20 protein-coding genes and 1 tRNA gene are annotated in these 20,278 nt (G+C 46.1%); 9 read left to right on the top strand and 12 right to left on the bottom strand.

The window, feature by feature from the left end:
- Position 1: 1 nt before the first annotated feature.
- Positions 2 to 694 (bottom strand): 16S rRNA (cytidine(1402)-2'-O)-methyltransferase, encoded by a 693-nt coding sequence (gene rsmI / locus M1L52_RS10890; RefSeq protein WP_248615024.1) that lies wholly within the window; start codon positions 692 to 694, stop codon positions 2 to 4.
- Between the two features lie 105 nt (positions 695 to 799).
- Here rsmI and M1L52_RS10885 point away from each other — a divergent pair, with 105 nt between their 5' ends.
- The 4 genes from M1L52_RS10885 (at position 800) to amrS (ending at position 4,267) form a co-directional block, all read left to right on the top strand.
- Complete coding sequence (locus M1L52_RS10885) at positions 800 to 1,396, top strand: thymidine kinase (protein WP_248615023.1); 597 nt, start codon at positions 800 to 802, stop codon at positions 1,394 to 1,396.
- A 64-nt stretch (positions 1,397 to 1,460) separates the two neighbouring features.
- Positions 1,461 to 1,533 (top strand) — tRNA-Lys (locus M1L52_RS10880).
- Positions 1,534 to 1,768: 235 nt separating this feature from the next.
- A complete protein-coding gene (gene amrB / locus M1L52_RS10875) occupies positions 1,769 to 3,325 on the top strand; it encodes an AmmeMemoRadiSam system protein B (protein WP_248615022.1) in 1,557 nt (518 codons plus the stop codon).
- A 69-nt stretch (positions 3,326 to 3,394) separates the two neighbouring features.
- The gene (amrS, locus tag M1L52_RS10870; protein WP_248615020.1) at positions 3,395 to 4,267 is read left to right on the top strand and encodes an AmmeMemoRadiSam system radical SAM enzyme; all 873 of its coding nucleotides are present in this window, start codon (positions 3,395 to 3,397) and stop codon (positions 4,265 to 4,267) included.
- 8 nt (positions 4,268 to 4,275) lie between these two features.
- Here amrS and M1L52_RS10865 read toward each other — a convergent pair whose 3' ends face one another.
- The 5 genes from M1L52_RS10865 to M1L52_RS10845 form a co-directional block, all read right to left on the bottom strand.
- Complete coding sequence (locus M1L52_RS10865) at positions 4,276 to 4,677, bottom strand: putative toxin-antitoxin system toxin component, PIN family (RefSeq protein WP_248615019.1); 402 nt, start codon at positions 4,675 to 4,677, stop codon at positions 4,276 to 4,278.
- Positions 4,674 to 4,973 (bottom strand): type II toxin-antitoxin system RelB/DinJ family antitoxin, encoded by a 300-nt coding sequence (locus M1L52_RS10860; RefSeq protein ID WP_248615017.1) that lies wholly within the window; start codon positions 4,971 to 4,973, stop codon positions 4,674 to 4,676. The genes M1L52_RS10865 and M1L52_RS10860 overlap by 4 nt, the downstream gene beginning before the upstream one ends.
- Before the next feature lie 264 nt (positions 4,974 to 5,237).
- Positions 5,238 to 5,513 carry a Txe/YoeB family addiction module toxin gene (locus M1L52_RS10855; protein WP_317231500.1) on the bottom strand — a complete coding sequence of 92 codons (276 nt, stop codon included), beginning with the start codon at positions 5,511 to 5,513 and terminating at the stop codon, positions 5,238 to 5,240.
- A complete protein-coding gene (locus M1L52_RS10850; protein WP_248615015.1) occupies positions 5,513 to 5,767 on the bottom strand; it encodes a type II toxin-antitoxin system Phd/YefM family antitoxin in 255 nt (84 codons plus the stop codon). Before M1L52_RS10850 ends, M1L52_RS10855 begins: the two co-directional genes overlap by 1 nt.
- 171 nt (positions 5,768 to 5,938) lie before the next feature.
- Entirely contained in the window at positions 5,939 to 6,733 is a 795-nt protein-coding gene (locus M1L52_RS10845) for a transposase (protein ID WP_248615014.1), read from the bottom strand.
- A 648-nt stretch (positions 6,734 to 7,381) separates the two neighbouring features.
- On the opposite strand from M1L52_RS10845, the gene M1L52_RS10840 reads away from it, so the two are divergent.
- From M1L52_RS10840 to M1L52_RS10820, 5 genes are all read left to right on the top strand, one after another.
- Positions 7,382 to 8,575: a glycoside hydrolase family 88 protein gene (locus tag M1L52_RS10840; protein ID WP_248615012.1), complete on the top strand. Its 1,194-nt coding sequence runs from the start codon at positions 7,382 to 7,384 to the stop codon at positions 8,573 to 8,575.
- 133 nt (positions 8,576 to 8,708) lie between these two features.
- Complete coding sequence (locus M1L52_RS10835; protein ID WP_248615010.1) at positions 8,709 to 9,098, top strand: DUF1573 domain-containing protein; 390 nt, start codon at positions 8,709 to 8,711, stop codon at positions 9,096 to 9,098.
- 47 nt (positions 9,099 to 9,145) lie between these two features.
- Positions 9,146 to 10,660: an alkaline phosphatase family protein gene (locus M1L52_RS10830; protein WP_248615009.1), complete on the top strand. Its 1,515-nt coding sequence runs from the start codon at positions 9,146 to 9,148 to the stop codon at positions 10,658 to 10,660.
- A gap of 42 nt (positions 10,661 to 10,702) precedes the next feature.
- Positions 10,703 to 11,449 (top strand): polyprenol monophosphomannose synthase, encoded by a 747-nt coding sequence (locus M1L52_RS10825; protein ID WP_248615007.1) that lies wholly within the window; start codon positions 10,703 to 10,705, stop codon positions 11,447 to 11,449.
- Complete coding sequence (locus tag M1L52_RS10820; RefSeq protein WP_248615006.1) at positions 11,446 to 12,366, top strand: bile acid:sodium symporter family protein; 921 nt, start codon at positions 11,446 to 11,448, stop codon at positions 12,364 to 12,366. Before M1L52_RS10825 ends, M1L52_RS10820 begins: the two co-directional genes overlap by 4 nt.
- A 95-nt stretch (positions 12,367 to 12,461) precedes the next feature.
- Here the strand turns inward: M1L52_RS10820 and M1L52_RS10815 are convergent, their stop codons facing one another.
- The 6 genes from M1L52_RS10815 to M1L52_RS10790 all read right to left on the bottom strand — a co-directional run bounded on the left by M1L52_RS10815 (position 12,462) and on the right by M1L52_RS10790 (position 20,278).
- A complete protein-coding gene (locus M1L52_RS10815; protein WP_248615005.1) occupies positions 12,462 to 13,754 on the bottom strand; it encodes a DUF6359 domain-containing protein in 1,293 nt (430 codons plus the stop codon).
- Positions 13,755 to 13,784: 30 nt separating this feature from the next.
- Positions 13,785 to 14,648, bottom strand: a complete 864-nt coding sequence (locus M1L52_RS10810; protein ID WP_248615004.1) for a DUF5689 domain-containing protein — start codon at positions 14,646 to 14,648, stop codon at positions 13,785 to 13,787.
- 15 nt (positions 14,649 to 14,663) lie between these two features.
- Complete coding sequence (locus M1L52_RS10805; RefSeq protein WP_248615003.1) at positions 14,664 to 17,189, bottom strand: outer membrane beta-barrel family protein; 2,526 nt, start codon at positions 17,187 to 17,189, stop codon at positions 14,664 to 14,666.
- Between the two features lie 167 nt (positions 17,190 to 17,356).
- Entirely contained in the window at positions 17,357 to 17,800 is a 444-nt protein-coding gene (locus M1L52_RS10800; protein WP_248615002.1) for a lipocalin-like domain-containing protein, read from the bottom strand.
- Positions 17,797 to 19,341 carry a capsule assembly Wzi family protein gene (locus M1L52_RS10795; RefSeq protein ID WP_248615001.1) on the bottom strand — a complete coding sequence of 515 codons (1,545 nt, stop codon included), beginning with the start codon at positions 19,339 to 19,341 and terminating at the stop codon, positions 17,797 to 17,799. The genes M1L52_RS10800 and M1L52_RS10795 overlap by 4 nt, the downstream gene beginning before the upstream one ends.
- A 25-nt stretch (positions 19,342 to 19,366) precedes the next feature.
- Complete coding sequence (locus tag M1L52_RS10790) at positions 19,367 to 20,278, bottom strand: phosphatase PAP2 family protein (RefSeq protein WP_248615000.1); 912 nt, start codon at positions 20,276 to 20,278, stop codon at positions 19,367 to 19,369.

Below are 20,278 nucleotides of genomic sequence, written 5' to 3'. Positions count from 1 at the left end.
ATTATTGTTTAGGTAATTCTTTTTCATCTGCGCCTGCCAGGACGATGACAATCTCGCCCTTTGGTTCATGCTCCTTGAAATGAGCTATGACCTCCTCAAGGGTGCCACGAACGCTCTCTTCATGAATCTTGGAAATCTCGCGGCACACACTAACCTGACGATTAGCGCCGAAGACCTCAGAGAACTGCTCCAGGGTTTTCACGACACGATAAGGTGATTCGTAGAAAATCATTGTGCGAGTCTCAGCCACAAGCGACTGAAGCTTGGTCTGGCGTCCCTTCTTCTGTGGAAGGAAGCCCTCGAAGGCGAAACGGTCACAAGGCAGTCCGCTGCTCACCAAAGCAGGAACGAAAGCCGTTGCTCCAGGAAGGGTCTGCACCTCTACCCCAGCCCTCACAGCCTCACGGACAAGAAAGAAGCCTGGATCGCTGATGCCTGGAGTGCCGGCATCGCTTATCAACGCTACATTCTGACCAGCCAGCAAACGGTCAACAATGGCCTGGCTCGTGGAATGCTCGTTAAACTTATGATGCGAAAGGAGATGATTGTGAATATCGAAATGTTTAAGCAGAATGCCCGATGTCCGGGTATCCTCAGCCAGAACGACATCCACCTCTTTTAATATACGCACGGCGCGGAAGGTCATGTCTTCCAGATTTCCTACAGGAGTAGGTACTATATATAGTATTCCCATACAGTCTGCAAAAGTAACTAATTATTTAATTATAGTCAAAAAACAGCCTAATTCTTTGCAATTTTTAAAACGTATTTGTAATTTTGTGCTCAAAACCGAAACAATATGACAGCAAACCTAACGGGCGAGGCTCATCGCCCTGGAAGAATAGAGGTAGTTTGCGGCTCCATGTTCTCAGGAAAGACTGAAGAGCTGATACGCCGCATGCGCCGTGCAAAGTTCGCGAAACAAAGGGTTGAGATATTCAAGCCTGCAATAGACGTACGCTACTCAGAAGAAGATGTGGTAAGCCACGACCAGAACCACATATTATCAACTCCTATCGACTCGTCAGCATCCATCCTACTACTGGCAAGCGACATAGATGTTGTAGGCATAGACGAAGCTCAATTCCTTGACATGGGTCTCATCGATGTATGCAACGAACTGGCAAACCGAGGCGTGCGCGTCATAGTAGCCGGTCTCGACATGGACTACAAAGGCATACCTTTCGGTCCGATGCCTGGCCTCTGTGCCATTGCAGACGAAGTAACGAAAGTGCATGCCATCTGTGTGAAGTGTGGCAACCTTGCATATGTGAGCCACAGAAAGATACAAGACGAGCGTCGCGTGCTTCTTGGCGAGACTTCAGAATACGAACCTCTCTGTCGCGAATGCTATCAGAAGGCCATTCAAGAGGACAATGCAAAAAAGTCGCTTTAAAATTTGGTCTATTCAAAAAAAAGCATTACCTTTGCACCCGCTTTTCAGATAAAGCACTAAGGTTGATCCGCTAGCTCAGTCGGTAGAGCACAACACTTTTAATGTTGGGGTCTTGGGTTCGAACCCCAAGCGGATCACGAAGAAAGAGACTTGAAGTGAAAGCTTGCTTTCAAACTTCGAGTCTTTTTTTGTTTGTACGATGGCTCGCGCCAGCGTCATGGGGTATTCAACCCCAAGCGGGGTTGTGCCACTTGTCTTGTTGACATAGAAATGCACAAAGGCACCTGTATAGTACTTCATCTTATATCACAAAACATATTAAATCTGCATGCAAAAGTACTGTATTTAATCAATTTTTCGTATTTTTGCCCCATGAAATTACTAACACTTATAGCAATATTAATCATGATGACTTCGTGCAAAGGACAAACACGCGAGCCTGTGGTGCGCCCTGCCACTCAGGCAAACCGTTTCTATACGGGAGATTCTTTGGAACTGAGAGAAGAAGTGGACAGTCTCTTAGCCCTTCACAGCCATAAAGCAACAAATCAGAATGTTGCGGCACTCATTGTGCCCCATGCAGGCTATTACTTCTCTGGCAATGTGGCCGCGTCAGCCTATATGACTTTGGATGCCAAAAAGAAATATCAACGCATCTTCCTGCTTGGTCCCAGCCATCATGAGTGGCTCGACGGCGCCTCTGTCAATATCGAGGCCGACTACTATGCCACTCCCTTGGGACAAGTGAAGGTGGACCATGATATGGCTCAGCAGCTCTTGGATGCCGATAGTGTGTTCACATACAAGCGCTCTGCCCATGACCGCGAACATTGTTTAGAGGTACAGTTGCCGTTCCTGCAAAGATTCTTCACACTTTACTCCTCGCTCTCAACTAAAGATGTGCCTCCCATCGTACCTATTATTATATCTACTAACGACTATCACAAGCTAAAGCGGATGGCCGAGGTGCTTAAGCCCTATTTCACGGATGAGAACCTCTTTGTCATCAGCAGCGACTTCTCTCACTATCCCGCTTATGATGATGCCTGCAAAGTAGATGCCATAACAGGCAAAGCCGTTGAGACGGGCGATGTGGAAGAGTTTATCAAGACCATTGAGGCCAATGCCCATCGAGGCATACCCAACCTGGCAACCAGTGCCTGTGGCGAGTTTGCCATCATAACTTTGATGATGATGCTCGACGCCAACTATTCCGTTAAGCATATCATGTATCAGAACTCAGGTGATATCGATGACCATAATCACAGCAGAGTCGTTGGCTATCATTCGTTTGCCATTCTTCGAGAAGACAGCACAAGTTTCACCCTTTCTGATGCAGATAAGAAGCTCCTAAAAGACATCGCCCTGCAAAGCATCAAGGATTCTCTCGATGGTAAGCAGATAGCGGTAGCCGCTCGGCCTTTGGACGCTTGCAAGGCAAGAAACTCTAAACTCTACACTCTCCGCTCGGCGCGAAGCGACGCTTCGCTTGCGAAGAACTCTACACTAAATCAGAAGTGTGGTGCCTTCGTCTCTCTTCATAAACACGGCAGACTTCGTGGGTGCATTGGTCACTTCGGCGAGGATTATCCCCTCCATGAGATAGTGGCAGAGATGGCTCGTGCTGCTGCCTTTGAAGACCCACGTTTCATGCCTGTGACAAAGGAAGAGCTCGACGACATAGATATTGAGATTTCCGTGCTCACCCCCATGCGTCGCATCAATAGTCTTGACGAGTTCGAGCTTCACCGTCACGGCATCTATATAAAGAAAGGACATAGAAGCGGCACGTTCCTTCCACAGGTAGCAGATGAGGTGAACTGGACCAAGGAGGAGTTCGTGGGGCATTGTTCTCAGGACAAGGCAGGTCTTGGATGGGAAGGCTGGCGCGATGCGGAACTATATGTTTACGAAGCAATAGTTTTTTAACGACCACGATATAGATGCGCAGCCTAATTCGTTTAATTCGTATAATTCGTGGTAAAAAAAATAGATGCGGTGAATTATTTCGAGTGTAAGTATTATAAGCGTTTGGATAACGGACGGGTGGAGTGCACGCTCTGTCCGCACCATTGCCATATTGCTGATGGCAAGACAGGACTCTGTCGCAGTCGTCGCAACGAGGGCGGCGTGCTTTTTAGTGAGGTCTATGCCCTACCCTGTTCTCTGGCCATCGACCCCATTGAGAAAAAGCCACTCTACCATTTCCATCCAGGCACCGAGTGTCTTTCTCTTGCCTGCACAGGCTGTAACTTCCGTTGTCTGAACTGTCAGAATCACGACATCTCCCAGGCATCACCATCAGATGTTCCCCACTACGACCTGTCGCCAGAGGCACTCGTAGCCCTCTGCCAAAAGCACCATTGTCCTGGCATTGCCTATACCTACACAGAGCCACTCACCTATATAGAATATATCACGGACTGTGCCCGGCTGGCTCATGAGGCAGGACTTTGGAATATCCTCGTAACGGCGGGCTATGTCTGTCAGCAGCCCCTCCAAGACCTGCTGCCCTATATCGATGCCGCCAATGTAGATCTCAAATCATTCAGCGACGACATCTACATGCATGTCAGCGGTGGTTATCTGCAGCCTGTCCTTGACACTATCGTGGCTATGCGCGATGCTGGAGTTTGGCTGGAAATCACCAACCTCCTTATTCCTGGAGTGAACGATGATATGGACATGATACGCCAGATGTGTCGCTGGCTGAAAGAAAACCACTTAGCCAATGCTCCCCTGCACTTCACCCGTTTCTTCCCTCGCTACAAGATGCAGGACATACCGCCCACTCCTCTGCACACCCTCAAGGAAGCCAAGCGTATTGCTGAGGAAGAAGGCATAACTAATGTGTATCTGGGAAATGTGTAATTATTCCTTCAATCCGTTATCAGTTTTATGAAGTCGGCTGGACTTATGACCTTAGGCGTCTTAGGATAATGTTTGAAATTGCCAGTAACAAGAAAAGACTCATCAACACTCAAAGACACTTCATAGAACACACGATCATCTTCATCAGGCATAGACTCCAGAAAGGCTGTCCGTGAAGTCTCAATTCCATGTTCCTTAATAAACGAAATTAGCGCATCAGCAACGCCAGGCACTAATTTGAACTTCGCCCGATGCAGCACCTCCTGATATTCTTCAATGATGCCGCTTTCATACAATGGTGTAAACTCACCATCAAGCATCATTCTCACAATCTTTGCTGTTGCCGACAGCGAATTGTGAGTAATAAGGGCCGATACCAGCACGTTGGTATCAATAACTGCATAAATCATGCCTTTACACCTTTCTTTTTACGCATTTCAGTCCTTGCTGCACGAATCTCCTCGTTAATTTCATCAAGCGAGAGTTCTGGCTCATTACTCAACTCCGCAGCATTTCTTTGCTGCATAAACAAGTCCAGCGCACTAGGCGAACCTTTGATAGCAAATGGAATGCTACGACTTCTTATCACCGCTTTCACGAAGATATTAAATGCCGTATTAGCACTCATACCAAACTGCTCGCAGAGAGCATCGAACTGCGTTTTCATTTCAGAATCCATTCTGACCGTAACTGCCGATTGTGCCATAACTATTTATATTTACCTACAACATGATAGCAACATGCCGTCATTTCGATGGCAAAGATAGCTATTATTCATGAAATTGCCAAATATTTATCGTTTTTTCTTCTAACCACAAAGTTTTTTACGGCTTCATTTTCCTTCTCTCGCCCTGTTTATTTACGATATTGCCGACAATCGGCTGACCATCATCGGCTGAAAGTCTCTCTTATATAAAACGCTCCACCCTTGCCGTCTGCTCCTGGCAAGGGTGGAGATTATACTGTGATACTACTTGTCGTTGTAATGTCCCTCTGTTTCGATAACTAATACGACTAGCGTCTCGTCATAGATATCGTAGATAATACGGTCATGTGCCGTAATGTGACGAGAGTAAGTTACATCATTGCCACCTTTTAATGCCTCCGGATGACCAATACCTGTACGAGGGTGATCTGCTAATTCATGAAAAAGCTTCTGGTATTTCTTAAAGAGTTGTGGGTTTGACTTCTTCCACTTCTTGATGACTTTTTCTGCTTCTTCTAAAACCTTGACCTCGTACATAATTACAGAGATTCGAAATACTTATCAATATCATCGTGACTCTTTAGTGACACGCCCTTTCCCTCCTTATACTCCTTTCTGGCTTTCTCTATCTTTGCAGCCATAGCTGGAGTAATAGTCAGGTCATCATCATCCACAGCCACGATAGCATACATTTTCTTGCTACCCCTGTTGATGAATACATGTTCGCCAGCGTCTACAAGGTCAAACGAACTGGCCATGTTCTTTCTGAAATCGCTAAATGTTAGTGCAGTCATAATTCGATATCTTTTATTCTTTGGCTGCAAAGATACGTTATTTATTTCAAACCTCCAAACATTTATGTACCTTTTTATGTACTTTCTTCTATCCCATCAGTTACGATATTGCCGACAATCGGCTGACCATCATCGGCTGAGTGCACAGCGGAACCGACCCTATTGTGCACTTTATTGGATATTGCGGATAATGCCGAAGCTAACACCCGTCAAGCGACTGATTTGACGGATGCTAGCGCCATAGTCTTTCAGTTGCTTGATGATGCAATTGCGCTCTTCCTTCTCATAATGCTGAAGGGTGGAGACACTGGCGCCGCCCATGATTTCAGACAGATACTGACGCAACTTCTCATCGCTTACACGCTGTTCCATCTCGTTGTCGAAATCAAGGATGTTGAGTGCCTTGGGTAACAAATCGTTAACCAACTCGGCAAGTTCTTTCCCCGTAATACGACCCAGTACGTGTTGAGTGGTGCAGACAGGGACGGCACAGGTCTTAGTCTCGTCATACTCACACCAACTACTCCACGTATAGCTGCCAACCGTTGAGGTGATGCCTGCTGCCACAGGATTCTGGTGGATATACCTCATCAGCGTCAGGAAATATGCCATATCGTTGACTGGCTCGCTCTTGAAACGGTCCTGGAAAACCTGACCAGAATGCTCGTATTTGTAGTTGAAATACTGTGCATAGGAAATGGCGATACTCTTAATGGGTGGAACTAGCCCTTCCTCCAGTTCCCGTACCAACAGGTGCACGTGGTTCGACATTAAACAGTAGGCATATACGATACAATGGGCAGGCAGCGGCTTACCTGTATTGTCCTCCGGATGCGTCTGCATACGCAGTAGCTTCAGGAACTTCCAATAGTCTCCCTTGTCCTCAAAAATATCTTGGTGATTGATGCCGCGCATCATCACATGATATATTCCTGTTCCACTCTTCTCTCTTTGTTTTCTTGGCATACAGATACTTGTTTCTGCAGGCAAAGATACAAAATAATTATTGTCAAACAAAGAAACGACCGAAAAAGTGCACAATAGGGTCGGTTCCGCTGTGCATTCGTAGAGAAAAAGAAGAAACAAGTCAGCGTTTCGCGTTTCAGCGTTTCAGTGAGATTTCAAAGGGTCACACATACAGCATTATCACCTTTTAAAGCTTATAACTAACTAATTATTAATAAGTTACATATTATATAAATAAAATATGCATCATCAAAATACCAACTGAAACAACTGAAACGCTGAAACGCTTGCATAGATCAAAATGCCTAAAGAACAGATAATCAGCGACTTACAAAAACCAGCCACATCACTCTATTGATTTCAAATCCTCTAAAAGGCACAAATCATTACAGTTTTAGGCCCTAAAAACCATAAAAAACGATGCAAAAGCAGCAGTTTTCGATGAAGAAACATGCGTTTGATGCAAAATCGGTCGTCGAAAAAAACCAGAAGCGTTCTTACCAAACGCTCGGAGCATTCTTACTAAACGCTCTCAGAGTTTAATAAGAACGCTTTTCGAGTTAAAATATACTTATATTTTTGTGTTATCGCTTGTATATCTCGAGGAAAATGAGTATCTTTGCAAAACAATTAAGCAACAAACACAAAATGAAGAAACTAATCACATGGTGCCTGGCACTTATGGCACTAAGCACAAATGCACAGACCACAGCCGACGAAGTATTATCAGTGGCCCGAAAGGCTAACGACTATTTCATGAAGAAATATGAAGACCCCACGGTTCCTACGAATGTGAAGAAGATTCGTCCGAGCAGTCTCTGGACACGTGCCGTTTATTACGAAGGACTGATGGCGCTGCAATATATCGACCCGCAACCGCGTTACTACAACTACGCCCTGCGCTGGGCCGAATTCCACAAGTGGATGCCACGCAATGGTGTTACCACCTGCGATGCCGACGACCAGTGCTGCGGACAGACCTATGTCGATTTGCTCATCGGCAAAGTGAGGGATGAGAGGATCAAGGGGCTGCAATACGTAATAGCCAATCTGGATCACCAGATGCAGACACCAAATACCAAGTTACAGACCACCACGCCAAAGGCCAAGACGACTGTCAACTCACTCTACGGCTGGTGGACATGGATTGATGCAATCCAGATGGCAATGCCGCTCTACATGCAGATATATAAAGTAACGGGCGACAAGAAGTACCTGAACCACGCGATGCAGATGTACCGCTGGAGTCGCAACGAGTGTGGCCGAGGCGAAGGCAATCCGAAGAAGGGACTGTTCAACACCGACGACGGTCTTTGGTGGCGCGATGCCGACTATGTGCCTCCATACAAGGAGCCCGATGGCAAGCAATGCTATTGGAGCCGAGGCAACGGATGGGTGTATGCCGCACTGGTGCGCTGCATGGACTATCTGCCCAGAGGCTCGAAAGAGTTCAAGGAACTGAAGAAAGACTTCCTGCTCATGAGCGAGGGTATTCGCAAATGTCAGCGCGAAGACGGCTTCTGGAACCCAAGTCTTGTCTCTACTAACTACGAGATGAAAGAAACGTCAGGCACAGCCCTCTTCCTCTACGGCATGGCATGGGGCATTCGACAGGGCTTCCTAAAAGAGAAGGTATACCTGCCCGTCTGCGACCGCGCTTGGACAGCTATGGTGAAAGACGCTGTTCACCCAGACGGATTCTTGGGATGGATGCAGGGCACAGGCAAAGACCCCTCGGCAGGTCAGCCATTAAGCTACGACAAGATTCCCGACTTCGAAGACTACGGCACAGGATGCTTCCTTTTGGGCGCTACAGAATACTATAAACTGATAAAGAAGTAGTTAGCAAAACGATTGTTTCAATGGCGATTAAAGTGTTTTTAAATTAAAAAAGTATAAAATATGCCTTGCAATCCACATTATAAATATCAAAATGACTAACTTTGCTCGAAGTAATTAAAACCATTACCCCATTATGAAGAAGATTTTACTTATGACCGTGATGCTGCTTGGTTGCATGACCATGGCTTTGGCTCAGAAACCAGCAGAGATAAAGTTCGACAAAGTGACACATAACTTCGGCACTTTCTCAGAGAAGAACCCTGTAGTGAGCTGTGTCTTCAGTTTCACAAACGTTGGTGAACAGCCACTGGTTGTAAATCAGGCAGTAGCTTCTTGCGGATGCACCGTGCCCGAATACACTAAGACTCCTATCCAGCCAGGCGAAAAGGGCGAGATAAAGGTGACTTACAATGGTACAGGCAAGTTCCCCGGTCACTTCAAGAAGAGCATCACCGTGCGCACCAATGGTGCAATAGAGATGACTCGCCTATACATAGAAGGCGACATGGAGGAAGCTAAATAAGGAAAGATTGCAGAGTCTATCCTACCAATAAAGAAAAAACGTTTTGCATGAAGAAACTATTTGTTTTTGCAACAATACTGGCCTGTGCTATGAACACCTATGCGCAGGCCTTTTTTGGTGAAAAGCCTAAGTTAGTAGTAGGCATAGTGGTTGATCAGATGCGCTGGGACTATCTGGACCGTTATTACAACCAGTTCACAGATGGTGGCTTCCGCCGTTTGATTAACGAAGGCTATTCATGTAACAACTGCCTCATAAACTATGTGCCTACAATCACAGCCATAGGCCACTCATCAGCCTACACAGGCTCCACCCCAGCCCTTCACGGCATCTGCGGCAACACGTTCTATATTGACGGAAAGAAGACATACTGCACACAAGACGACAATGTGGAGACGGTGGGTAGCAACACAGAGAATGGCAAAGAGTCGCCACGCAACCTCCTGGCAACCACTATTGGCGACCAGCTGCGCCTGCACACAGACTTCAAGTCGAAAGTCATAGGAGTATCCTATAAGGACCGTGGCGCCATTCTGCCTGCCGGCCACTCAGCTAATGCTGCCTACTGGCTTGACACAAAAGCCAGCCCCATCTGCTTCATCTCAAGCACATATTACATGCAGGAACTGCCACAATGGGCAAAGGACATAAACAAACAGATAGCAAAGAACAAAGAGGTGGTTAAGCATGGCGATAAAATTGGTCTGTCATATCTTTGTGGCACCATTACCACCGACATGGCCATAGCTGCCCTGCAGAACGAGAAGCTCGGCAATGGTGAGGCTACCGATATGCTCTGCGTGAGCTACTCACAGACCGACGTCATTGGTCACAAATGGAGTACTCGCGGCGAAAATACCGACGAGGCTTATCTGCAACTCGACAAAGATCTGGCAAGACTGTTCAATGCTCTTGACGCACAAGTGGGAAAAGAAAACTATCTGCTATTCCTCACAGCCGATCATGGAGCTGCACATAACTATAAGTTCATGCAAGACCACAAAATCAACGCCGGTCAATCGCTGACCGAACAGATAAAAGCAGAGCTGGAAAAAGTAGTAAGCAAGGCAGCTCACAAAGAGCTGAAGCCTGTCATCAACGACATTCTCGACTACCGCGTATTCCTTAACCACAAGGCAATAGAAGAACAGGGACTCGAACTTGAGGATGTGAAGAAAGTCATATTAAACCATCTCATTTCATCGCCAAACATCAGCTTTGCAGCCGACTATGAAGAGTTGGCAAAGACAACCATGCACCCTGCCGTTCGCGACAGAATAATAAAGGGCTATCACCCTCGCCGCTCAGGAGACATATACTTTGTTGTGGACCCTGGTTACTACGACTACGGCTCATGGTCGTCGCCAGTAGGCACAACCCACGGCGCATGGAACCCATATGACTCGCATATCCCCCTGCTATTCATGGGATGGAAAGTGCCTCATGGAGCAACATCACGCGAGGTACATATCACCGATATAGCCCCAACAGTATGCCAACTGCTACACATACAGCAGCCTAATGCATGCGTAGGAGAGGCTATAACCGAGATAACGAAATAGGACACACATAAAAATAACAAGCAAGTATTAGGATATATAAAAATGAACGCAAGCGACAGCATCGTAATCATTCCCACTTATAATGAGAAGGAGAACATAGAGAAAATAATCCGTGCCGTGTTCGGATTGGAGAAGTGTTTTCACATACTTATCATTGACGACGGCTCTCCCGACGGCACAGCCCAGATTGTGAAAGGACTGATGGCGACAGAGTTTGCCGACCGTCTGTTCATTGTGGAACGTAGCGGAAAGCTAGGTCTTGGCACAGCCTATATCACAGGTTTCAAATGGGCCTTGGATCGCAACTATGAATACATCTTCGAGATGGATGCCGACTTCAGTCACGATCCTAACGACCTGCCACGCCTCTATAGTGCCTGCGCCGACGAGGGTTACGACGTAGCCATCGGTTCACGCTACATTAGCGGTGTGAATGTTGTTAACTGGCCTATAGGTCGCGTGCTCATGTCATATTTCGCATCAAAATATGTGCGCATAGTGACTGGCTTCACCGTCCACGACACTACTGCCGGCTTCAAGTGCTACAAGCGCCGCGTGCTTCAGACCATTGAGCTCGACAAGATTCGCTTCAAGGGCTATGCCTTCCAGATAGAAATGAAGTTCACCGCCTATAAGATTGGCTTTAAGATTAAGGAGGTGCCCGTGATCTTCGTCAACCGACGCGAAGGAACGTCAAAGATGTCGGGTGGCATATTCAGCGAAGCCTTCTTCGGCGTCATGCGTCTGCGCTGGGATGGATGGACACGCAAATATCCAAAGATTCAATGAAGACAATATGTGATTTCATAGCCCGATGGATGGGCGTGATGGTACTGTTAGTAGCTGTAGTCTCGCTGGCAGTACCTTCTTCTTTTATTTGGGTTGACACATGGGCTATAAATCCTATGCTTGGTGTTATAATGTTCGGCATGGGACTGACCCTTGCCCCACAAGACTTCAAAATAGTGCTCAGCCGTCCGAAAGACATTCTCTTCGGATGCCTGGCACAGTTTACCGTAATGCCGCTATTGGCATGGACATTGGCTTGGGCATTCTCATTACCAAAGGAGCTGGCTCTCGGCGTGATACTTGTAGGCTGTTGTCCAGGAGGCACAGCATCAAACGTCATCACTTATCTTGCCAAAGGCGATTTGGCGCTATCCGTTGGCATGACAGCTACGTCAACTCTGTTAGCACCAGTGATGACTCCCCTACTCGTCTGGCTGCTTGCAGGAACAATGGTTGATGTAGATACCATGGGCATGCTAATGAGCATAGTCTATGTCATCATAGCTCCCATCATAGCTGGACTGTTCTGTCAGCGCTTCTTGCCAAGTCTTACGCGAAGCGTCGTTCCCTATCTGCCGGCCTTCTCATCAGTAGTCATAGCGCTGGTTGTAGGAATAATAGTGTCACACAATGCCACAAGGCTCTTGGTTGGTGGCATGCTGGTCATTCTTGTGGTGATGCTTCACAACGTCTTAGGACTTACAATAGGCTTCCTTATAGGACGCTTGCTGAAACTTGAACGCGCAAAATGCGTGGCAGTAAGCATAGAGGTCGGCATGCAGAACTCTGGTCTCGCCTCATCACTTGCTGTTCTTCATTTCGCAGCCTATCCGCTTGCCACCATTCCTGGTGCCATATTCAGCGTTTGGCATAACATTAGCGGTGCACTTACGGCGAAACTATATTCAAGAGATTGAACAATAGTAAAACTCCACAAAAAAAGGATGATTGACATTACTATTTAGTCAACCACCCTTTTTTATTGCTATTTATAATTTTTTACGCCAGATGCTTAGTTCTGTGCACTAACGAAGTAAGCGTTCACAACTTCAATCTTCCCATTATAAGAGCCACGGTTACCAATGATAGTAATCGTTGTACCATTCTGAATATTATGAGCAGTAACCAGTTCCTGGAACTTCTGCTTTGCACCACCCTTAGTTGAAAGGACACCATAAACATAAACAGAACCAGTAGCGTCGGTAAGGTCGAAGTTTCCATACTTGTCACCAGCTTTCAAGTTGCTTATTGTACCTGTAAGCTGATACCAAACAGAGGTACTCTCAGCAGCATCGTTGAACTGAGAAACTGTAACAGTCTGTACATCGCCACTTGGAGCAGGATCACTACCTGGCTTCGTTCCAATCTCAACGCCATCGAGAACAGCAAAGGTGACAGACTTCAAACCCATCTGGCCAAAATAATTCTCTATGCTACCATAGAGGACAACCTCCTTGCCAAGGTTTCCAGCATTATCCTTGAGGTTGAGTTTTGTACGAATATCAGTTCCATTTGGAAGCTGTACGACCATCACCTTGGTTACATCAGTCTCATCAGCAGAAGCAGCAAGCATGATGTTTGTTGCAACCGCATTCTCAGTTGAGAAATGAGCGCCTGAAGAAAGAACCTGTCCCTCAACGCTACCAACGATGAAGCCCTTAACATATTCGTTACCTGAACCAGCAGCAACTGCTTCGGAAACAGTATAAGGCTTCTCAAGTGTAGAATGGTCAGATGGCTTATTACCTTCCTCAGGAACTCCACCCTTGCTTACACCATTAAGTGAATAAATGAAGCCCTCATTCTGAACGGTCTCAGGTGTCTTGCCATTAAACAGAGTCAGCTTTGCATAAACGATAACATCATCGCCTACTTTCAGAATATCGCCATCGCCACTTGTCCACTTCTTGTTGCCGAGATAAAGGACACGATAGCAATAGAACTGATTAGTAGCTGAACCATCATCAGAGATATAGAATGATGCATTACCATAAGTGCCCTGATCAAAATTCAGCACGTTATCGTTCTTGTCTGTAGCAATAGAAACAACCTTTCCTTTAATAAAATAAGCCTGCTCACTAACAGCACCCGATTCAAGCTTCAATGCTACATTCGTAGCAGCTGCTGCATTGAAAGGAGATGCCAATGTGCCATCACCAGTAGCACCTTCTACTTCTACTCCCCCTTCATCTGGCTTGTTTGCACCTGTACCAGGAAGTTCATATGGTGCTGGCACATCCTGACAGGCTGTGAATGTCATGGCTGTCATAGCCACAATCATCAAACTTTTAAATAATTTCTTCATATTATTAATCTGTTTTTAGTTTCTTGATAATTACTTAATAATCTCTATGTCGCTCTCCTTACGAATAAGAATCTGCCATGTGTCCTTATTGCCGCTGGCATAGCGTGTGGCAATGCCAGTGATGTTGCACTTCAGCGGCTTGCCAGTGGCTTCGTCAATAGGCAACTTCTTAGCAGCGAACTTAGCGTAGGTGCTGGTTCGAACCACGAGGTCGCTGGCAGAATACTCGTTCAAGGCACGGTTCACGCAACCGGCCTTGATGGTGACGGTCTTGTCCAGTGCGGAGTCGGGGGCGAAGGTTCCAAGTCCGGCAACCAGTGCGAAGGACACGTTCTTCAGTGTGACCAGCTTGCCGCAGTTGGCATCCTTGTCCATGTCAACATCGAAGTCTATGGGCTGGATGGCGTTGGCATCGATGCTGCCTGTGTACTTGAAGTGCTGCTGGAACAGTTCCTTGTTCATGCGACCGATGGAGGTGCCGTTGTAGGGCTGTCCTATCTCGGGCTGCTTGCCATAGCCGCCGATGTAAAGGTCCTTCAGGTCGATGACAATCTCCTGCCCCTCGGCCAGGAATCCGTGCATGCCGCTCTGGTTGACAGCCACGATAATGGCTCCAGTCTCATCCTGCAGGGTAAACTGCTTGTAGAGGTTGCTGCCAATATCATTGCCAGTCACTCGGCCCTTAATCTTAATATCCTTGTCAATCTTCACATTCTGATCACTTGAAGCAAAGACATTAGGATAGTCGGCCTTCAACTGAGCTATTGTAATTATGTTCTCATCATTGATGCTGCTGTTGCCATAGGGAGAGGTGGTTGGTTCATCCCAGTCACCCTGACAGGCAGCGAAAGCCACACAGGCAATTGCCATTGCAAAATATTTGATAGTCTTCATAAGTCGTTAGGGGGATTAGAATTGATAATTAATCATGAACATACCATTTATACCCTGAGCATAGAACTTGTAGGGGTTATTCTGGAACGAGTAGGTGCGGAAAGTCTTGCCTTCCTGATCGAGGTCAACACGGCTCTGCTCACGTCCGCCAAAAACAAGCTTCTGATTATTCAGGATGTTGGTAAGCATGAGGTTGAAGCCGAGACGACGACCTTTATTCAAGAAGAAAGTTCTTCCGATAGATGCATCGAGCATGAAACCACCCTTACCCTTAGCCTGGTCAGGAAGTAATGAAAGGTCTTTTCCTGTACCGCTATTGTTCATGGGGAAGTTTCTGCCCAAACGTGTCACTGGTGTATAATACAGATAGATGCGGTCATAGTAGTTGCCAATAAGGTCGATATACCAGCCGCGAGTGTGAATGCTAAAGTCAAGGCTACCAGCCGTCAGAGGAGTACAACCCTCATGCATGCCCTTGTTATAGAGCTCATCATTATCAGTTGTACCCTTGGTTGACTCCCAGAAAGTAATTTTGGCATTATTATCATATTTGGCATCACTAATAGTACCGAGAGCCTTCAGGTCAAGCCAATCAGTAAGTTTGAAGTCTATGCCGAGTTCCAATCCATAATAGACTTTCTCAATGCCAGAAACAGTAACATATACAAATGAGTTTGCGTTGTCCATGTAGTACATGTTCTGCTCAGTAACATCGGTGAGATAGCTGTAGTAGGCATTCAGATTAGCCTTCATCCAAGATGTCTGCCAACGATAGCCCATCTCAGCTGAGAAGATCTTCTCGTGGGTAAGGTCCTTCACGAAGTCGTTGCTCACCTGTGCTGCCTGAAAAGAAGTGCGTGCCGTGGGCGCTTTCACTTCGTAGTTCAAACCCATAGAGAATGAGTGGCCTTTGCCAAGATTAGTCATTGCACCATACTTCACTCCACCCTCGAGGAAAGTGGCTGTACCGCTCTTTCCATAAGAGTTATTGGGAGCCAAGCCGCTACGCATCTTACCATCTCTCTGCATTGTTAAGCCGGCGATACGACCATTGACGAATACATGGGTGTCATCAACATCTGTAGAGAAGCCACCCCAGAGTTGCGCTTTGTTTACAAGGATATTGTAATCATAGCCGAAACGGTCGCCCTTACCAACAACCTTATTAGGATTATTCAGGTCATACTGAGCCTCCTGAGAAGTCTCGCCATAGTTCTTTACAACATAAGTATTGACATTGTGGAAGTATTTTGCTCCAAGCAAATCATCCATTGTCTGATAGTGCATGCCCTTGTTTGTTGAAAGGTGGATTCCGCCATGCAATATGGTAACATCTGAAAGCACCTTCTCAAGGTTTGAAGCAAGACTTATTGACAACTGGTCGTCATGATAGCGCTGCAGATAATACATAGCGTCGCCTCCCTGTAATGAAACCATACGGTTAGCGAAGTACAAGCGATCCCATTGCACCTGACGATTCTCCTTTATGCTCAGGTAGTCGTATGCCGTCTGCCAGTTAGCCAAAGCTGCTGCATCACGGTCGCCTTCAAAGGGAGCCCAGACGTCATAGAATGCACTTGGCATGCCAGAATAGTAATCTGGAGCAGGGTTGGTAGAGTTGTTGTAGTTCAAACGGGTTGAGCTATACATGGCATATTTGCCAAGAAGTGTGGTGACAAGGTTCGTCTTGTCATTAATCTTCCAGTCCCATGTAAACAGGGCAGCAGGAGCATAGTCCTTAACAGTACGCGAATTACGTTTCTTTCCGTCCTGATAGCCCCATGCAGGGTTATACTGATTGTCGTTAGCAATCCAGTACATCTCGTCTGTAGCAGCAATCTGCTGTCCGCGCTCAGTTGGGTTACCCCATGTAACGAGTGAGATGGTGTGGTTTTCATTGAGAATCTTCTCAATACCGAGGAAATAGCTCAATGAATTGTAGAATGTACCATCTACCGCTCCAAGTCCATTACCCCAACGATATGTAAGGGCACCTGTAAACGCCCATCCTTTCTCTGTAACGCCAGAGTTATAGGTGTACATAGCACGTGCATTGTAGTTGCGGTTGGCACCAGCAAGCGAAATGCGCTGTCCAGTAGCAAAACTTGACGGACGGAAGTTGTAGTTGTTTGAACCAGCCATGCCTGTCATCATGTAGCTGTTGTCCTCAAAAGGCAACGATGCTTCCTTGGCACGTGTCTGATTGTTCAATCCGCCAATGAACGAATAGCGGAATTCGCCACGCTCCACGTCGTTAACGGGATTGCCATTGATGTAAATATCGTTGTACTTCGAATTGTACGCACGATATTTAAACCTTGCAGCACTGAACCGATAACCAACTTCGCTGGCATAAACATTACGGTTGGAGGAAATGATTGAGAAGCCCTGTGTAGACCCATCATCTTCGCCCAACTGCGACTCTGTGAAAGTGTAAGCCTCTTCGCCTTGCACGTCAACAGCCAGAGAGTCAATCTCCTGAGCCATTATTGCAGGCGAAGCAGCAAGCGCAATCACCAGTAGTTTCAGCTGTTTTTTCATAAAATTTGTTTTTACGGTTAATATTTGGTTACAATTATTGCGCAAATTTAGGCAAAAAAAGAAGAACGTCCAAATATTGTGCTACTAAATTGAACTCAGTACAACAAAAGACGTTCTTTTTTTTTCGCAAAATGATTTTTATGCGTTATTATTGAAAGCTAAGAATATCAATATTTCCTTAAATGGAAACGCAAGACACGATTGTTAAGTACCATTTTTTCGCTTGTCATCTGCTCTATTGTCATTGTCTCGTCGAGACTCTGAATGCCAAGTGGCTTGAGTGTATTAGGATTGCTAACAATACTATCTGAAATAGCCCTGTTATCACTTATCGGGCTATAAAGACGTAACGTGTTTGACGTCTTCTCAAACCTAAAGAAAATATTATGAGAAGCATCGTTACAATCTCTGATTTCCAGTAACTTATGCTGCACACACCAATACCATCCAGAGTGCCGCATATCTGTTGTTGACTTCACGTCACCAGATGTAGTCAGAGAGTCAAGCTGTGCTAACTGCCAGAAGCCGTCAAGGTCACCATTGTCTGATGTCTCCAAGTCGCATGATGTCATCAACACCATAGCGAACAACATATATATTATCTTTTTCATTTCTTCTTGATATTAAAGTGTTTGCTAACGGTTAACTGTGCACCTGTATTGTTGCCGAGCAGTTGGCCATGATCAAGACCGAAACTTGCCTTAACGCCCCACCCTTCAAGTTTATGGCCGGCACCGAAACGATAGTCAGCCTCAGCAAGCAGACTCATATTACGCTGTGGATCTGGAAACGGGCTACCGTAGCTTCCCCATCCGCGCTGCCATGTGGCGAGCACACGATAGTGAAGGCCTTCCATAGGGTCACCACTAATACCGAAATGCCAAGCCCAGAAACGGTTGTTCTTCACCTCAATGGTTCCATCTGTATTATAAAGTGGTGAACGATAGAGCGGGTTGCCCATCACCTGTCCCCAATGCTGCCAACCAGTCTGCATGTAGTTATTGTAGTAATCATCGCGTCCAGCAGTATGATCAGCCATATTAAATGTACGGTCATGATAGACTGGTCCGCTCTGATATTTCGTGTACAGATATTCTACCAAAATGCTATTGAGCCATGAAGCATCTTTCAGTTTAAACTCAGCGCCAAGCATCATGTCTTTAATAGAATAACCGAAATAGCGGTTCTCTTTTCTCTCATTGTACTCTGGTCCATGGCCATAGCCATCATAGTCAAGGAAAAACATCTGAGAATGATCTTCGAAGAAGTGGTCTGCATAGAGTGCAGCTGTCCATTTATCTGCATTATAGTTTATTCGCAAAACATAACTGCCGAGGTGGTTGCCTGAGGCGTTATCATAGAGTCCTTCGCCCGTCTCACCACCACTTGGTATCAAGGCATGTATCATGCCCTTAACACCGTCTTCATTCTTTATAGCTACATATTCAACAGTTCCAGGAACGGCTGGATAGGGATTGATGGTATAGGTCGTTCCACCATACTGGCATGCCATCTCCAGTCCCACTTCCACACTAAGAGGCTTGTCATCCTTACCAAAGCGCAAATATCCTGCTTTGGTATGAATCTTTGCATGTTCGGTACGTTTAGCTTGGGGATTAACAAAATCGCGCTGCCAGTTGTCATCGGTCATCATGCCATATGACAAGTGGCCCTTCAAGCCAACCCATCCCTTTGTCAAAGGAACAGTCCAGTAATCAGGCAAAGCGAGACGAACAGCTGGCACAGGATGGGCATTGATGCCAAGCGTCTGAGAGCCACTGCTAAGCTCCTGATTCTTCAGTTCCAGAGGCTGCTCCTTGCTTCCTACGGTGAGCAATCCTTTCAGCCAACGCACCTCTCCATAAGCCTGCTGAACGATAGCCTTACTTGTGTAGCCACCAGCACCAACAAAGTCAAGACCATAGGCATAGTCCCATTTCTTGTCAGCATCATCCAAATGATGGAATGCTCCAGCACGCAAATAGCCATTGCTCTTCTCAAGCGAGCTAAGACCATATTTGTTGGCATTGAGCCATAGTGGAGTGTGCTCGCCAGAAGCAACAGACACCTGAGCCTCTGTTCTTACCTCCACTTGTGCCTGAGAAGCTGTGGCAATAGTCCCCAGACACATCATAAACAATAATCGTTTCATATCTGTTTATATAAGATTTATCTCATTATTCTATATATTTCACATAACGTTCATATACGCGCTTTATTGGCTGACAACACCTAACCAAAGTTTCAAACAGCGACACGCCCACTATTGCAGTCAATATACCAAAGATGACATCAATAATATAATGGTGGGCAGTATAGATGGCTGTCCACCATATACCTACCGTCACAAATGCACATAATGCGATGATCCACTTTGACTGACGGCTTATTATTGCATAAATGGTGGCAACGAGCATATAAGCAGCATGCAAAGATGGCATGGCTGCAAAAATATTGGAGTTATTCACATATATGCTACTGAATACTGGCACGCCAATAAGGTTGTCAAACCGTCCGAGTCCAGCCACATTACCAGGGGTGCTAAAATCTGGCTCAAATCCGAAATTTATGGCGTACCAAGGCGGAGCTGTGGGATGAATATAATAGCCTATAAAACCTATGACATTTACGAAAAGAAATGCCCATGTCAACCGAAGGGCATAATTGCGCTTACCTGTGGAGAACAGCCAAAACGCCAATGCCATAGGACCTGGTACCCAGCAAAGATAAAACAGTCCGGCAAAAAGGTCGGCTACGGCATTATTGTGCTGGCAGAAATATTCGCATGGAGTCATCTTGACGCCTTCTACCGTGATGCCGAACAATGCTGTCTCAGCATCATAAATAGGCTGAATATCAATAGGATTGACAAGGTAGTTCGGATAGAGTCGCATCCAGTCGTAGAACATCTCAAAGAAAACGAACGGCAATAATGTCATTGCCAGCTTACGAGTAATGGGATGAGCGAAAAACAGTATATTGAACAATGCCGCCATTATGACATGCCCTGGGATGAGTCCCACAACAAGCCATTGGAACAGCAAGAACGCTGCCGTACCTATCAACACTATGATTGTATCCTTCTTCAC

The sequence above is a fragment of the Prevotella sp. E13-27 genome (assembly GCF_023217965.1).
In the GTDB taxonomy this organism is placed as follows: domain Bacteria; phylum Bacteroidota; class Bacteroidia; order Bacteroidales; family Bacteroidaceae; genus Prevotella.
This window is presented reverse-complemented; position numbering and strand designations above follow the sequence as displayed.

Bases quoted from the DNA above. Each gene is read 5' to 3' on its own strand.
- M1L52_RS10810 (WP_248615004.1), bottom strand. From the start codon at position 14,648: ATGAAGACTATCAAATATTTTGCAATGGCAATTGCCTGTGTGGCTTTC.
- M1L52_RS10850 (WP_248615015.1), bottom strand. From the start codon at position 5,767: ATGACTGCACTAACATTTAGCGATTTCAGAAAGAACATGGCCAGTTCG.
- M1L52_RS10840 (WP_248615012.1), top strand. From the start codon at position 7,382: ATGAAGAAACTAATCACATGGTGCCTGGCACTTATGGCACTAAGCACA.
- M1L52_RS10820 (WP_248615006.1), top strand. From the start codon at position 11,446: ATGAAGACAATATGTGATTTCATAGCCCGATGGATGGGCGTGATGGTA.
- M1L52_RS10800 (WP_248615002.1), bottom strand. From the start codon at position 17,800: ATGAAAAAGATAATATATATGTTGTTCGCTATGGTGTTGATGACATCA.
- M1L52_RS10845 (WP_248615014.1), bottom strand. From the start codon at position 6,733: ATGCCAAGAAAACAAAGAGAGAAGAGTGGAACAGGAATATATCATGTG.
- M1L52_RS10805 (WP_248615003.1), bottom strand. From the start codon at position 17,189: ATGAAAAAACAGCTGAAACTACTGGTGATTGCGCTTGCTGCTTCGCCT.
- M1L52_RS10825 (WP_248615007.1), top strand. From the start codon at position 10,703: ATGAACGCAAGCGACAGCATCGTAATCATTCCCACTTATAATGAGAAG.
- M1L52_RS10795 (WP_248615001.1), bottom strand. From the start codon at position 19,341: ATGAAACGATTATTGTTTATGATGTGTCTGGGGACTATTGCCACAGCT.
- M1L52_RS10865 (WP_248615019.1), bottom strand. From the start codon at position 4,677: ATGATTTATGCAGTTATTGATACCAACGTGCTGGTATCGGCCCTTATT.
- M1L52_RS10815 (WP_248615005.1), bottom strand. From the start codon at position 13,754: ATGAAGAAATTATTTAAAAGTTTGATGATTGTGGCTATGACAGCCATG.
- M1L52_RS10885 (WP_248615023.1), top strand. From the start codon at position 800: ATGACAGCAAACCTAACGGGCGAGGCTCATCGCCCTGGAAGAATAGAG.
- M1L52_RS10860 (WP_248615017.1), bottom strand. From the start codon at position 4,973: ATGGCACAATCGGCAGTTACGGTCAGAATGGATTCTGAAATGAAAACG.
- amrB (WP_248615022.1), top strand. From the start codon at position 1,769: ATGAAATTACTAACACTTATAGCAATATTAATCATGATGACTTCGTGC.
- rsmI (WP_248615024.1), bottom strand. From the start codon at position 694: ATGGGAATACTATATATAGTACCTACTCCTGTAGGAAATCTGGAAGAC.
- M1L52_RS10835 (WP_248615010.1), top strand. From the start codon at position 8,709: ATGAAGAAGATTTTACTTATGACCGTGATGCTGCTTGGTTGCATGACC.
- M1L52_RS10830 (WP_248615009.1), top strand. From the start codon at position 9,146: ATGAAGAAACTATTTGTTTTTGCAACAATACTGGCCTGTGCTATGAAC.